Source organism: Microvirga calopogonii (genome assembly GCF_003347665.1).
GTDB classification, from domain to species: domain Bacteria; phylum Pseudomonadota; class Alphaproteobacteria; order Rhizobiales; family Beijerinckiaceae; genus Microvirga; species Microvirga calopogonii.
Genome location: NZ_QDGA01000118.1, coordinates 1 through 13,717 on the forward strand (window position 1 = coordinate 1; position 13,717 = coordinate 13,717).

The 13,717-nt window shown below is 61.9% G+C and carries 13 protein-coding genes; 4 read left to right on the forward strand and 9 right to left on the reverse strand.

Going from position 1 to position 13,717, the window contains the following annotated elements; translation table 11 throughout:
• The first annotated feature begins 646 nt into the window (after nt 1-646).
• The 3 genes from ltrA to DDF70_RS31895 are packed head-to-tail and all read left to right on the forward strand — an operon-like array spanning nt 647 to nt 3,216.
• Nucleotides 647-2,311: a group II intron reverse transcriptase/maturase gene (gene ltrA / locus DDF70_RS31885; RefSeq protein ID WP_114944599.1), complete on the forward strand. Its 1,665-nt coding sequence runs from the start codon at nt 647-649 to the stop codon at nt 2,309-2,311.
• Between the two features lie 55 nt (nt 2,312-2,366).
• Nucleotides 2,367-2,975, forward strand: coding sequence for a type 1 glutamine amidotransferase domain-containing protein (locus DDF70_RS31890; protein ID WP_245435733.1), 609 nt, complete (start codon nt 2,367-2,369; stop codon nt 2,973-2,975).
• A gap of 13 nt (nt 2,976-2,988) precedes the next feature.
• On the forward strand, nt 2,989-3,216 hold the full coding sequence (locus DDF70_RS31895; protein WP_114948650.1) for a Rossmann-fold NAD(P)-binding domain-containing protein: 228 nt from the start codon (nt 2,989-2,991) through the stop codon (nt 3,214-3,216).
• Nucleotides 3,217-3,419: 203 nt separating this feature from the next.
• Here the strand turns inward: DDF70_RS31895 and DDF70_RS31900 are convergent, their stop codons facing one another.
• From DDF70_RS31900 to DDF70_RS31915, 4 genes are all read right to left on the reverse strand, one after another.
• Nucleotides 3,420-4,427 carry a zinc-dependent alcohol dehydrogenase family protein gene (locus DDF70_RS31900; RefSeq protein ID WP_114948651.1) on the reverse strand — a complete coding sequence of 336 codons (1,008 nt, stop codon included), beginning with the start codon at nt 4,425-4,427 and terminating at the stop codon, nt 3,420-3,422.
• Between the two features lie 103 nt (nt 4,428-4,530).
• The gene (locus tag DDF70_RS31905) at nt 4,531-5,628 is read right to left on the reverse strand and encodes an NADH:flavin oxidoreductase (protein WP_114948652.1); all 1,098 of its coding nucleotides are present in this window, start codon (nt 5,626-5,628) and stop codon (nt 4,531-4,533) included.
• Between the two features lie 188 nt (nt 5,629-5,816).
• Nucleotides 5,817-6,647: an SDR family NAD(P)-dependent oxidoreductase gene (locus tag DDF70_RS31910; protein WP_114948653.1), complete on the reverse strand. Its 831-nt coding sequence runs from the start codon at nt 6,645-6,647 to the stop codon at nt 5,817-5,819.
• Between the two features lie 349 nt (nt 6,648-6,996).
• Nucleotides 6,997-7,890, reverse strand: a complete 894-nt coding sequence (locus DDF70_RS31915; protein WP_114948654.1) for a DMT family transporter — start codon at nt 7,888-7,890, stop codon at nt 6,997-6,999.
• Between the two features lie 90 nt (nt 7,891-7,980).
• On the opposite strand from DDF70_RS31915, the gene DDF70_RS31920 reads away from it, so the two are divergent.
• Nucleotides 7,981-8,901, forward strand: coding sequence for a LysR substrate-binding domain-containing protein (locus DDF70_RS31920; RefSeq protein WP_114948655.1), 921 nt, complete (start codon nt 7,981-7,983; stop codon nt 8,899-8,901).
• Between the two features lie 349 nt (nt 8,902-9,250).
• On the opposite strand, the gene DDF70_RS31925 is transcribed toward DDF70_RS31920, so the two are convergent.
• From DDF70_RS31925 to DDF70_RS31945, 5 genes are all read right to left on the reverse strand, one after another.
• Nucleotides 9,251-10,081, reverse strand: coding sequence for an aldo/keto reductase (locus DDF70_RS31925; RefSeq protein WP_114948656.1), 831 nt, complete (start codon nt 10,079-10,081; stop codon nt 9,251-9,253).
• A gap of 83 nt (nt 10,082-10,164) precedes the next feature.
• Nucleotides 10,165-11,322: an iron-containing alcohol dehydrogenase gene (locus tag DDF70_RS31930; protein ID WP_114948657.1), complete on the reverse strand. Its 1,158-nt coding sequence runs from the start codon at nt 11,320-11,322 to the stop codon at nt 10,165-10,167.
• Nucleotides 11,323-11,696: 374 nt separating this feature from the next.
• The gene (locus DDF70_RS31935; protein WP_114948658.1) at nt 11,697-12,230 is read right to left on the reverse strand and encodes a 2,4'-dihydroxyacetophenone dioxygenase family protein; all 534 of its coding nucleotides are present in this window, start codon (nt 12,228-12,230) and stop codon (nt 11,697-11,699) included.
• Between the two features lie 29 nt (nt 12,231-12,259).
• Nucleotides 12,260-13,006, reverse strand: coding sequence for an SDR family NAD(P)-dependent oxidoreductase (locus tag DDF70_RS31940; RefSeq protein ID WP_205772532.1), 747 nt, complete (start codon nt 13,004-13,006; stop codon nt 12,260-12,262).
• A 111-nt stretch (nt 13,007-13,117) separates the two neighbouring features.
• On the reverse strand, nt 13,118-13,717 hold a 600-nt coding region (locus DDF70_RS31945; protein WP_162820828.1), incomplete at its 5' end, for an SMP-30/gluconolactonase/LRE family protein.

The following is a 13,717-nucleotide window of genomic DNA, read 5'->3' on the forward strand; positions in this document are numbered from 1 at the left end:
AAAAGCCCAGGCTCCGGGGCGTTGCGACCAGAGGGTCAGGAGGTGTCGCACATATACAATCAACTGACTCATCAGGATCAGACTGGAAGTACCGACCCGTACAACGGATCGGACCCTGTAACATCCAGGTGCTCCTACCCGAGCGTGCGAAGGAGTAATCCGACGTACGAAGCCTTGGGAACAATGGCCCCACTCTGACAGCCTCGATGCTGGAGGTGGACCAGGAGAGGACGGAACGGTTGAGCGTAAGCAAAGAACCTACATAAAAGCTCGTGAAGCCTAACCTGCCAAAGAGGCTGACAGGCAGGACCAAAATGGTAAGCGGGTCGGATCAGGTCGACGCCCTTGACCTGACGATGTTCAGAACTCCCGCCGGGTCATAGGTTCCAACCTCCTCCGACCGCATCTTCAGTCTGATCAACTGGGTAAGCCCCACCCGTCCCGCCTCACGGCGGTAGCCTAACCGTAAGGAAAGGGGATGACGGAGGGGGTAGAGGAGAGCCGGAGAAAGCGAAGGCCGCCTTGTAATGGGGCGGATAGGGCCACCGCACGGTGGAGATCCCCAGTCCGAAAGGACGCAGACTTCCGGCAGGTCTCAGCGATTGAGAAGCACTGGGACGATGCCAACCATTCGAGACGTTAGACGATGCTCGTCATCGAACAGAAGAATGGGCGGGACTTAGAGCGCTGGTCCGATATCAACTGGACCACCGTCGAAGGAACCGTGCGTCATCTTCAGGGCCGCATCTTTCGCGCCACGGTAGACGGGGATCTCGCGAGGGTAAAGAACCTCCAAAAGCTTCTCGTCCGCTCCATGTCGGCCAAGCTCAAGGCGATCCGTCAGGTGACCCAGGAGAATGGTGGCAAGCATACGCCAGGCATTGACGGAATGGTGTGCGACACTCCGAAAGCCCGCCTGGTGCTCCTGAAGAGCGGTCTGAGCCTCAAGGATTACCAGCCCAAGCCGGTGCGTCGGGTTTACATCCCGAAAGCCAACGGCAAAAAGCGCCCCTTGGGGATCCCGACCGTGAAGGACCGCGTCATGCAGGCCATCGTCAAGATGGCGCTCGAACCGGAATGGGAAAGTCGCTTCGAGGCGAACTCGTATGGCTTCCGCCCGGGGCGCTCCTGTCATGACGCCATCGAGGCCATCCACACCACGCTGAACCGGAAGGGCTGCGCGCAATGGGTGCTCGATGCCGACATCAGCGGCTGCTTTGACAACATTGATCACGATGCCCTGCTAAAACGGCTGCCGGTGTTCACGACGACAATCCAGCGCTGGCTCAAAGCCGGCGTGGTAGATCTCGGCAACCAAAAGGACACAACAGCGGGAACCCCACAGGGCGGGATCATCTCCCCTCTGTTGGCCAACATCGCGCTGGACGGTCTGGAACGGCAGTTTGGCTGTGAGCGCCCCAACGGAAAGCTGGTGAGCCCAGCTTTGCGACGGGGCAAGAACCATGGCCTGAACCTGATCCGCTACGCCGATGATTTTGTCGTCACGGCTCCCTCACGGGAGGTCCTCGAAGACTACGTGATCCCCACAGTGCAGGCTTTCCTTGCACAGCGTGGACTCACCCTCAGCGAAGCCAAAACCCGGATCGTCCATGTTGACGAGGGGTTCACCTTCCTGGGCTTCGAGATCAGGCGTTTTGGCGGAGTTCTGCTGACAAAGCCGCAGAAAGAGAAGGTCCGTGATCACCTGCGTGCGATCAAGACCTATCTGGCTGGGCATAAGCAGACCCCAGTGGCGACAGTGATCAAGGAACTTACCCCTGTTATGCGGGGCTGGGCCTGTTACTACCGGCACTGCGCAGCCAAGGAAACATTCAGCAAAGCCACCCACTGGGTCTGGGCTATGACCTGGACTTGGGCGAAGCGTCGTCACCCGAACAAATCCAGCAAATGGATCAAGGCACGATACTTCCTCGACGATGGCTACTGGACGCTCTCCGATGGTACGGCCAAACTCTACCGTCATAGCGCAACCCGGATCACCCGGTTCACCAAAGTGATCGGACGCTCATCGCCCATGGATCCGACACAAAAGGTCGACTGGGAAGAGCGCAAGAAGCGCCAGATGGTTCAAGAGACGTTCCGAAGGAATCGGCTGGAGTTACTGCAAGCACAGAACAACGCCTGTGGTCTATGCGGTATGACTTTCTGGCCCGGCGATCCAATTGATGATCATCACCTTGCACCTCGACACACAGGTGGAGGTGACGAGAGGGATAACCGGATGCTTGTTCACCGATGGTGCCATCATGCACACCATCAACGACATGGCTATAAAGCGGTTGAGGCTTGAGCCGTATGACGGGCAACTGTCACGTACGGTTCTAAGGGGGCGGGACCACAGCAATGTGGTCCCGCTACCCGGCAATGGACAGGATGCCTTCGCATCTCTGCCTCGCGCACTACGGACCTGGGCTGGCGAGGGACCTGGCGAGAAGCCGGAGGAGCAGCAGGAGGTCCCCGCCTCGGTTCAGCGCTTTCTGGCAGACGAGAACGCCATGCAGACGGCCCGGAACTCCCCCGCCCTTGGCAGCGTCGATCCGGGCTCGTTCGACGCCATCTTCCTGCCCGGCGGGCATGGCCCGATGTGGGACGCGGCCAATGACGAGACGCTGGCTCGGATCCTTGGGTCGATGTTCAACCAGAGCAAGGTCGTGGCCGCCGTCTGCCATGGCTCGGCCGGGCTGGTGAAGGCCAAGGTGCAGGATGGTCGGCCCGTCGTCGATGGTCGCCGGGTGAGCGCTTTTACCAATAGTGAGGAGGAAGCGGTCGGCCTGACGAGGGTGGTGCCGTTTCTGCTGGAGGACCGGCTCAAGGAGCTGGGCGGCCGGTTTGAGCGCGGGCCCGACTGGCCGCCCTTTGCGGTGCAGGACGGCAACCTGATCACCGGCCAGAACCCGCAATCCTCCGACTTGGTGGCCCAGCATGTCCTGACTGCGCTCAGGACGGGCGGCTAGGTCTGAGCCCACGATGACGATCCTTACGCTGGTTGGGGCGACCGGCCCCGTCGGCGGAGCAGTCCTGCGGCAGGCGCAGGGTGATGCCCGAGTGAGCCGGGTCGTCGCCCCGACCCGTCGACTGCTGCTGCCTCATCCGAAGCTCGAAAACCCGCTGGTCGATTTCGAGCATCTGCCGGCCGATGCTCTGTGGTGGTCCGTCGATGACGTGATCTGCATCTTGGACACGACCATCCGCTAGCCGCCGCGCGGCTCGCGACAGCACGGCGTGCGAGCCTTCGCGCTGAACTCAGCAACGGGCGCCGACTTGCGCTCGCGCTTTTTCTACAACCGTGTCAACAGGAAGCACGTCGACCCGAACCAGCTGAGCGGCATTCGGTCCGCAAGCCGGATCAGTTCACTGCATTCAGCTTGTTTTCTGGCAATGCTTCGACACCCGAAGTCTCAGAATTCCAGGCAGATCTTGCCGAAGTGGGCTCCCGACTCCTCATACCGGAATGCTTCAGCCATGTCGGCAAGAGCAAAGCTGCGATCGATGACAGGCCGTAGCCCGGTCGCCTCGATGGCTCGCACGAAGTCCAGCTGCTGGCTTCGGTTGCCGACGATGAGGCCCTGAAGCCGCGCTTGCTTTGCCATCAGGGCTCCGGTCGGGACCTCGCCGGCGCGACCGGTCAGCACGCCGATCAGCGAGATGTGTCCGCCAACCCGCACAGCGGCAATGGACTGCCCCAGCGTGCCCGGCCCGCCGACCTCGATGACGTGATCCACGCCGCGCCCACCGGTCCAGTCCCGCGCACGGGCACCCCAATCCTCGTGCTGGCGGTAGTTGATCATGTGATCGGCCCCAAGGGCGCGGACCCGCTCCAGCTTCTCGTCAGAGGACGAAGTAGCGATGACGGACGCACCCATCAGCTTTGCCAGTTGAAGCGCGAAGATCGAGACCCCACCGGTGCCCAGCACCAGCACGACATCGCCGGCCTTGAGGCCACCGTTGACGACCAGAGCCCTCCAGGCGGTCAGCCCCGCCGTGGTGAGTGTGGCCGCTTCGGCATGGCTGAAGCTCTTGGGGGCCCGGGTGAACCAGGTCGCCGGCCGCACCACCGCCTCCCGGGCATAGCCGTCGACCCCGTCGCCTGGTGTGGTCGCGAAATCGGAAACGGCCGGCGGTCCTTCCAGCCAGCCCGGGAAGAAGCAGGAAACAACATGATCGCCAGCTTTGAACCCGGTCACGCCCTCGCCCACGGCCTCAATCACGCCGGCGCCGTCCGACATCGGAATACGCCCGTCCTGCGTCGGCATCCGTCCGCTCACGACGCCATAATCGTGGTAGTTGAGCGAACTCGCATGAAGCCGAACCCGAACCTCATCTGGCCCCGGATCACCCGGTTCCGGCATGTCGACGAGTTCGAGCCGATCCAATCCGCCGGGTGAACGCAGTGTAATCCCCTTCATTGCCGGTCTCCGTTTCGCTCTGCCCATTGAGCCATTTGGACGAACAGAGCCGCTGCCTCATGCCCGCAGACGTGCGGGTGCGGATATGTTCAACCGCCAACGCTCAGTAGAGGGTCGCAAGAGCCTCGCGCGTGAAGTCGCGCAGCTGCTCGCTTCGGTTCTCGCGGATCTTCGTGGGCCATTGCGGATCAGACAGGATCGCCCGGCCAACCGCCACCAGATCGAAGTCGCCGCGCGCGAGCCGGCGCAGCAGTTCATCCAGGGAGCTGGGATGCGAACTCTCGCCCTGGAAGGCAGCGATGAACTCGCCCGACAGACCCACTGATCCAACCGTGATGGTCGCCTTTCCAGTCAGCTTCTTGGCCCAGCCGGCAAAATTGAGGTCCGAGCCTTCGAACTCCGGCTGCCAGAAGCGCCGCTGCGAGCAATGGAAGATGTCCACCCCGGCCTCTGCCAATGGGGTGAGCCAAGCCTCCATTTCCTCCGGTGTCTTGGCAAGCTTGACGGCGAAGTCCTGCTGCTTCCATTGCGACAGTCGTAGGATTACGACGAAATCCTCACCGACAGCCTCACGAACCGCCTTCACCACCGCGACGGCAAAGCGGCTGCGCTCGGGCAGGGTTGCTCCGCCCCATCCATCGGAGCGCTTGTTCAGGCCCGCCCACAGGAACTGATCGATCAGGTACCCGTGAGCACCGTGGATCTCGACGGCATCGAAGCCCAGCCGCTTGGCATCCCCTGCGGCGCGGCCGAAGGCGGCGATGGTCTCGGCGACATCGGCCTCGCTCATTTCCCCGCCGGTTCGCTCACCGGGCATCACGAACCCGGACGGGCCCTCGAATGGCACCGGAGGTTGCCAACCCGAGGCGTGAGGGTGCATGACGCCCATGTGCCAGATCTGCGGCGCCATGGCGCCTCCGGCCGCATGCACCTCGTCAATGACGCGCCTCCAGCCGTCCAGCGCCTGTTCACCGTAGAAATGCGGCACGTCAGGGTCGTTTGACGAGGCTGGTCTGTCGATCACCGTGCCTTCGGACACGATCAGCCCGACCTCGCCGGCCCGTCGGCCGTAATAGGCCGCAACGTCCAGTGTCGGGATCCCCTTGGGCGAGAACGACCGCGTCATGGGCGCCATGACGATGCGGTTCTTGAGCTTGAGGGATTTGAGGCTGAACGGTTGGAAGAGAGTTTGCACATCCATGGCGACTGTCCAGTTTGTTGCGACGGCAGGAACGCATTCGATACCAGTTATTCTCGCGTAGGCCGCTTGGGTTCCGATCACGATGGAACGACTGTCCTCTGGCGTGGGCGCCAAGTCGAAGATCTTGCAAAAGATGCATCGTCATTCGGGTCAGCACCGCAGCGCCACTCTGCTTGATGAGAACTAGCCTATGGCGGACCCCATCCAGCCTCTTCCATGGCGGCCTCAGCGGCCGCGGCCTCATCGATATCAAAACGCCATTGGTTGGCGACCAGTCGTCGTCCGGTCACCCCATCAGCCTCGGTCGAGGCAAGCCACAGCAGCGGCGGAATGACGATGTCGGGATCGAGCAGGTGCGCACGCACAGCGCTGGAGACGTCTAGCGGGATCATGCCGGTCAGCGTGGCGCCTCCCGGCAGCAGTGCGTTGACGGTCACGCCTGTTCCGGCGAGATCCTGCGCCCAGATGATGGTCTCGGATTCGAGCGCGGCTTTCGAGGGACCATAGGGCGAGAAGCCCCGGCGGCGCATGGTCTCGTGGTTCATCGAGATGTTGATGATCCGGCCCCAGCCCGCCTGGAGCATGCTCGGCACGGCAGCCCGGGCCATCAGGAATGGTCCGTTCACATTCGTATTGATCACCATCCGCCAAGTTTCAGGCGCAACCTCCCAGAACCGGGTCGGCTCGGTAAGGAACGTCTCGCTGACATACTTCATGCCCCGCCCGGCGTTGTTCACGAGGACATCCAGACGACCAAACCGCGAGAGAGCAGCTTCAACCGTTCGGACACAGTCCTCCTCTAGGGTCACGTCAGCTGCGAGCGGAAGGACCCGGTCCGCACAGCCCATCGCTTGAGCTTCGTGCACCACCTGCTCGACCTCCGCTTGCTCGCGCGCGGCGGTCGCAACAACGTTGGCGCCGGCACGCACGAGGCCGAGGACCATGGAGCGGCCGAGGCCACGTCCGCCTCCGGTGACGATGGCCACTTTGCCGGCCAGCCGCTCAGAGCCTGTGGTCATCAGGCAGTGACCAGCTGCGAGCGTTCTGATGCACGTTGAGCCGAGGCTCGGATCATTGGTCCCTCTCCCCATTCACCGTCTGGTCGGGCCTTGGCCGCCAACCAGCGCCAGTCGGGTTTTGTTCCCGAAGAGCTGTCTGTCACCAGCGTGCTCCTGCTGCTCAGTGAATGCGGCGTCACCTGCGTTGAGAACCGGATCAAGACCAGCTATTGGCTAATACAGAGGCGGCTTGTTCAGCTTAGGATTGGTCTAGCCAACTGCCAGTCTGATCATGCACGGAAGCTCTTTTGACCAGTGACATCCGACCCCAGCGGCAGACCGAAGCAAGCGGATGCTGCACTCGCCTCTCCTATCGCCGCAAGTTGACGACAGTAACGCCGATGAGGGCCATGATGCCGCCAATCGCGCCGAGCACGGTCGGCACTTCCCCGAGCCACAGGAACCCGAGAAGCGTGGCAACCGGCGGCACACAGTACATGAAGTTCGACGCGCGGCCGGCCGGTAGGCGCGAGAGTGCGACGGCCCACGTGCCGTAGGCAACAAGGCTGGGCACGAGCCCAAGATAGATCACGGCCTGCACACCCGACGCCGACGCAACGGCGAACTCGGATGCGGCCTGCGGGAGCCAGGGGGCGAGGAAGAGAGCACCCAGCACCATGTTCCAGGCCGAGACCGCCAGCGGCTTGTGGCTGGCGAACAGCGGCTTCTGCACCACCGTTGTGACCGAGTTGCACAGAGCCGCGCCGAGGATGAGAAGAGCCCCGGTATCGAGGCGCATTCCGTGCCCCTCGCCAAGCGCAATCAGGCCGATCCCAGCAAACGACAGCGCCGTGCCGATCCAGGCGCGGAGGCTGAACCGTTCGCCAAGCACGAGCATCGCGAGACCGGCTGTTATGATCGGATTGGTGTTGATGATGAAGCTTGCTGCACCGGCCGAGACAGTCCTCTCGCCCATATTGAGAAGAGCCGTATACAGCGCCACGAAGAGAAGGCCGCCAACCATCAGCCGCAGGAAATCCGGCAGCGTTGGCCATGCCGGACGCGTGATCGCGAGGAACACTGCCGCCGGGACAGCCGCAACGGCGAACCGCAAGGCCCCGAGCTCGATCGGGCCGAAAGCCTGCAAGCCCGCGCGAATGGCCGGAAAAGCGGACGCCCAGGCAAGAATTGTAACTATAACAGCAGCGGTGGTCACACCGTCTAAGGATTGGCTCTTGGAAGGACAGGCAGCACCGATGCTCATGGCAACAACTCACAAGGGGAAGGATCGCACCGGACATTCCTGCCAACGGAGCTGATTGACAATCGAACAATTCGAGGATCAGCTGTGCACATGGATCACAGCTCGCCGCCACTGCCGCCGCTCGACGCCCTGCGCGCCTTCGAGGCCGCGGCACGCCTTGGCAGCTTCTCGGCGGCGGCGCTGGATCTCCGCCTCACCCACGGCGCCATCAGCCGACAGGTGGCCAAGCTCGAGCACTGGTTGGGCGAGAGATTATTTGACCGGCAGGCGCGTGGCGTTGTTCTCACACCCCAGGGGCAGCGGCTCCATCAACGGACGAGCGAGGCATTCGCGCTAATCGCCGACAGCTCCGACCGCTGGGTCGAGCGCCGGGGTGCAGCTGTTGTCCGCCTCACGACCATTCCGTCGGTCAGTAGTCTGTGGCTGATGCCGCGCCTGAAGGTCTTTGAAAGCGGCAGTCCAGTTTTGCGGATCGAGTTCGTGGTCGAGCATCGCAACACCGATCTCGAAGCTGAGGGAATTGACTTGGCCATCCGCTGCGGTCGTGGGTCCTTACCCGGTCGCGTCTCCGTGCGCCTGTTCGAAGAGCAGTGCTTTCCGATCGCCTCGCCCGCCGTGGCCGGTTCACTCGGGACTGGAGCGCCAGAGCGGATCCTAGACTATCCGCTCGTGCACGACTCAGACGCCTCTGGCTGGCGCACCTGGTTTGCGGCACAGGGTATGGACTATCGCCCTCGACCGCAAGACCGCCGGTTCGAGGACTACAATCTGGTGCTCGATGCTGCAGCCTACGGCCTCGGTGTGGCCTTGGCCCGTCCGCCGCTGGCCGGCGAGGCGCTGCGTAGCGGGCGCGTCGTTGCGGTTGATCCACGAACGGCCCTCAATTCCGTCTCCTACTGGCTCGACCGTCCGTCGAGTCGCTTGCGGCCATCTGCGGCGGAACTCGCCCGGCGGATCATGGCAGAAGCAGGCTTGGCCACGCCGGCGGCCGAGGCATTCCTGAAGACATAGAACATCCCGTGTGTCTGGGTCGGGCCAGATGCGAGCAAGGGATGGATTCCATCAAAGTCGATCGTCACCCAGTTCTGCACGAACTGGCTCTCTGACCTGACGAAGGGCCGCTTTGGGTCGAACCGGGTTTCCCCGCGCTTTCGGAACGTCGGGTCCGATGAGGATTGCTGCCTTCGAGCTTAGAGCATCGTACGGGCCCGAAGGGCCGCGCAGCGACCCTCTGGGTCCGGCCCGAACGATGCTCTCATTCAAAGAGGAAGCATCGGATTGAATCCCAAAAGTGCGGATCCACTTTTCACGTCCGATGCTGCAGCTGAAACTCTGAAACAAAACGTTTGCAATGGATCCCTCACGGACGGAACTGATCCGGGTGCGCTCCAACGCGCCCATCGCTTCTGTCGAGCTTGCTGACCTGCGCGAGGTCATCTGGAGAGAGTTCGAAATCGAAGATATCGAAGTTCTCCCGAATTCGCTCCGGTGTAACGGATTTCGGGATCACAGCCACGCCGCTGTCGATATGCCATCGAATCACGATTTGTGCCCAGGTCTTACCGTGCTTCGCCGCAAGCTCTCTGATTGTCTCATTCTCATCGAGATGCCCCCGGCCGAGCGGGCTCCAGGACTGGGTGACAATTCCATGCTTCTGGTGGAATTCCCGCATATCCCGCTGTTGAAAGCGCGGGTGCAGCTCAATCTGGTTCAGCACTGGGACGACGCCCGTCTCGCTGATGAGGCGCTGGAGATGTTCGATCGTGAAATTGGAAACGCCGATTGACCGTGCACGCCCCTCCTCCTTGATCCGCTGGAAGGCGCGCCATGTCTGCACATAGCGATCTTCCCAGGGACGGGGCCAGTGGATAAGATAGAGATCCACGTAGTCGGAACCCAGACGCTCCAAACTCGCGTCGAAGGCGCGCAGGGCTTCATCATAGCCATGATTGGGATTGGCCAACTTCGTGGTCACGAAGATTTCCTCACGCGCCAATCCACTCGCCCTCAAGGCTTCCCCGACGCCTGCCTCGTTGCCGTAGGCCGCAGCCGAGTCGACCATCCGATATCCGGCTCGGAACGCTTGGCCGACCACGTCGGCGGCCTGAGCATCGGGCACCTGCCATAGTCCGAAGCCGAGCTGGGGCATGGTGTGGCCGTCGTTGAACTCGAACTCATGCTGGTTCGGCATTCTGTTGCTCCTTTGCGTGCTGATGCGATATTCGCCGGCCGGTCCCTACCCAACTCGGCCATGTCGCCCTGTTGAGTGATGCTTCAAGTGGAGGCGTGAAGAGATCCGCCTTCGTACGCCGCCTCCAGGATCGCGAGATAGTCGCCGGCGCTTGCCGGTCGCGGATTGGTCGCCGACGAGTGATCCTTGGTCGCGCTTTCGGCAATGCCGGGGAGCGTGACGCGGGGAACATCCATCGCCGCGAGGCTCGTCGGCATTTTGAGGCGCGCGTTGAGATCACGGAAGAAATCGGCGAGATTCACCCCAGGCCCGATCCCCACCCGCTGACGCAGAACGTCGTACTTGGGGCCGCAATGCTTCTCATTGAACTCGATGACATAGGGCAGCAGCACGGCGTTCAGTGTCCCGTGATGCAGCGAGACCTGCTTCAGGCCTCCGAGAGGATGAGAGAGGGCGTGAACGGCACCGAGACCCTTCTGGAAAGTCAACCCTCCCTCCAGCGCAGCCATCATCATCTCGTGCCTGGCCGCCGCATCGTCACCATGGTTCACCGCACGCTCGATGTTCTTGATGGCGCGCTCCAGGCCATCCAGGGCGATGGCCTCGGCCGGAGGGTTGAAGCGCGGGCTCAGGAAGGTCTCGACGCAATGCGTGATCGCGTCCATGCCCGTTGCCGCTGTGAGAGCCGGGGGAAGCCCCAATGTCAGTTCGGGATCGCAGATCGCCCGCCGAGGGATGAGATAGGGGGAGATGAAACCGAGCTTGCGTCCATCCTCCAGCGTGATCAGAGCCGCCCGCCCAACCTCGCTGCCGGTGCCCGCCGTGGTCGGGATGGCGATCAAAGGCGCGACCGCTGCCGTGATCTTCGGGATCCCACCCAGAATCGCGGCATAGCCCTCCAGAGACCCCCTATGGGTGGAAAGCAGCGCAACCCCCTTTGCCAGGTCGATCGGCGAGCCGCCTCCAATGGCAATCAATCCGTCGCAACCGCCGGAGCGGTAGAGATCCAGCGCAGCGAGTACAGCGCCCTCGGTCGGATTTGTCGGTGTTCCCGTGAAAGCTGGCACGTCTGAGCCGTTCGGAAGCGCATTCCTGAGACGATCGATCAAACCCGCTCGCTCAAGACCGGCGTCGGCAATGATCAGCGGTTTGCTGATATTCAGTTCCCGCAGATCGTCACCAAGACCAGCGAGGGCACCGGGCGCAAAGCGAATGGTCGTCAGATAAGTAATCAGTGACATTCCGTTTCTCCTGACCTTGGCAACGCGGGATGCGCTTGGGCCGCCAATTGTCGTTTTGGCATGAGACCGAGCAGCCATCCACGTGACTGCACGAGCCACTGCGATCTTGGTATTTCAAGCAATTGTGCGACCGGCTCCGAAAGACGTCTTTTACGGCTGTCTTCAATTGCTGAAAAAGCACTTGCGGCAGAAGCCCGCTGCAATGGAGCTCGCGTCATCTTCCGCCTACGTTTGTAAGCTGGGACCTCACATCCACGCCTCAAGGCCGACGAGAATTCCACGTCAAACATCCAAACGGCAATCGCACCGCAATGGCCAGGCATTTGACCTGGATGGCGTGAGTGTCCCATGCCAAAACCCTCGGTGCCGCCCCTCTATCGAATGAATTGGTCAACATATTCGGCTCCCAAGCCATTCTTCGCATAGTGATTGCGGCATTTCTCGATCCGAGTGAACACATCGTCGAACCCGGTGGCTTGGCCATCAGGATCGACATAGATCATTGCGCCGTTGACTTGGAAAAGAGTGATCATTTCATCCACATGGGGATCAACGACAAGCGTATGCGTCTCCCCCGGAGCCTCGTAGGCATAGGATCCCTCTTTGGCGATCCAATTATGCTCCAGGTAGCGCCACTCTCCCTTCAGCACGAAGGCATGAACCGGCTGAGGATGCCGATGGCGCGAAAGTACGCCAGACTTCCTCACACGCAACAGGTTCATCCAATAGCCGCGTGATGCAGCAAGCAGGAGGGGTCGGAACCACACATTCTCCTCGACAGGGACCCATATCCGCTCGTCTGTCGGGATGGCGTTCGGAACCACAAGTTCCGGCGGAGAATCCTTCGGCTGGGAACCCTTGTAGGGAATCCACTTGTCGCTGCTTGGAGTGACTTCTTGCTCTGACATTCCATCTGCTCCTGTAAGACGCGATATCATCAAACGGTGAGGTAGCCGCCGTCGACGGCCAGAATGGCCCCCGTCACGAAGCACGCGGCAGGCGAGCCGAGGAAGACCACGCAACTGGCGACCTCGTCGGGAAGTCCCCAGCGGTTCATCGGCGTACGGGCCAGGATGGCACGGCTGCGCTCCGGATCGGCCTGAAGAGCCTTGGTCAGGGGTGTTTCAATCCAACCGGGCGCGACGGCATTCACACGTATCCCATCTGATGCCCAAGCCGCAGCCAGGCTTTTCGTCAGCTGACTGATTCCACCCTTCGAGGCACTGTAGGCGGGCACTCTCGCTCCGCCGAAGAAGCTGAGCATGGACGCTATGTTGACGACAGCCCCTCTACTGTCGCGCAGCTTTGCTCTCGCGGCCGAGCAGACACGCATCGCCCCATTCAAGTTGATATCGATCACATCGGCGAAAACATCCGGGTCGTGTTCGATGTCACGGCGGATCACCCCCGCGGCATTCACCAGCACGTGCAGATGTTCCATCCGCTCAAGCAGGTCTACGGTCGCGGGACCGTTCCGCACGTCGAGAATCTCGAACGTCAGACCGGTATTCTCCGCGTCATCCGAAGCCTGGTCGCGCTCGGATTGCGTCGCTCCGGTCGCAACAACCTCGGCCCCAAGGTCCCGGAAGGCCCTCGCACAGGCAAGCCCGATCCCGCTCGTCCCTCCGGTGACCAAGACGGTCCGGCCTTCATAGAGCCGAGGTGCGAACGTATCCATCGTCATCACAGCCCTCGCTGCAGAAAGAGAATCCGCCAGAAGAGGCTTCATCTGTCCTGGCCAAAACTATCACGAAACCACGAGCAAGAAGGCTCTCTTCTCGCGACGAGGCCATCTTCAGAAGGTCCTTGCGCCGTTGATAGGGAGCATAAGGGCGTACAGCGATGTAGTAGCGCAGATGTAGAGCCGATTGCGCTTCACCCCGCCGAACACCACGTTCGCCACGACCTCCGGCACCAGGATCTTGCCGATCAGCGTGCCGTCGGGGTCGTAGCAATGCACCCCGTCTCCCGCGCTGGTCCAGATCCGTCCCGCGTCGTCCAGGCGGAAGCCGTCGAACAGGCCTGCCGTGCAGGTGGCGAAGACCTTGCCGCCCGAGAGGCTCCCGTCTGCACTCACGTCGAAGACGCGGATATGGCGCGGGCCGTCCTTGACGTGGGTCGCGCCGGTATCGGCCACGTAGAGACGCGTCTCGTCGGGCGAGAAGGCGATGCCGTTCGGACGGACGAAATCGTCGCCGACGATGCGGACATCGCCCGTCTGGGGATCGATGCGGTAGACGTGGCAGGCACCGATTTCGCTCTCGGCCTTGTGACCCTCGTAATCGGAGTCGATGCCGTAGGCCGGATCGGTGAACCAGATCGAGCCGTCCGACTTCACCACCACATCGTTCGGAGAGTTGAGGCGCTTGCCCTGATACTGGCTCGCCAGCACGGT

Coding starts and splice junctions, on each gene's coding strand:
- DDF70_RS31905 (WP_114948652.1), bottom strand. CDS start 5,628: ATGGATGTGCAAACTCTCTTCCAACCGTTCAGCCTCAAATCCCTCAAG.
- DDF70_RS31900 (WP_114948651.1), bottom strand. CDS start 4,427: ATGAAGGGGATTACACTGCGTTCACCCGGCGGATTGGATCGGCTCGAA.
- DDF70_RS31930 (WP_114948657.1), bottom strand. CDS start 11,322: ATGTCACTGATTACTTATCTGACGACCATTCGCTTTGCGCCCGGTGCC.
- DDF70_RS31935 (WP_114948658.1), bottom strand. CDS start 12,230: ATGTCAGAGCAAGAAGTCACTCCAAGCAGCGACAAGTGGATTCCCTAC.
- DDF70_RS31915 (WP_114948654.1), bottom strand. CDS start 7,890: ATGAGCATCGGTGCTGCCTGTCCTTCCAAGAGCCAATCCTTAGACGGT.
- DDF70_RS31920 (WP_114948655.1), top strand. CDS start 7,981: ATGGATCACAGCTCGCCGCCACTGCCGCCGCTCGACGCCCTGCGCGCC.
- ltrA (WP_114944599.1), top strand. CDS start 647: ATGCTCGTCATCGAACAGAAGAATGGGCGGGACTTAGAGCGCTGGTCC.
- DDF70_RS31940 (WP_205772532.1), bottom strand. CDS start 13,006: ATGACGATGGATACGTTCGCACCTCGGCTCTATGAAGGCCGGACCGTC.
- DDF70_RS31910 (WP_114948653.1), bottom strand. CDS start 6,647: ATGACCACAGGCTCTGAGCGGCTGGCCGGCAAAGTGGCCATCGTCACC.
- DDF70_RS31895 (WP_114948650.1), top strand. CDS start 2,989: ATGACGATCCTTACGCTGGTTGGGGCGACCGGCCCCGTCGGCGGAGCA.
- DDF70_RS31925 (WP_114948656.1), bottom strand. CDS start 10,081: ATGCCGAACCAGCATGAGTTCGAGTTCAACGACGGCCACACCATGCCC.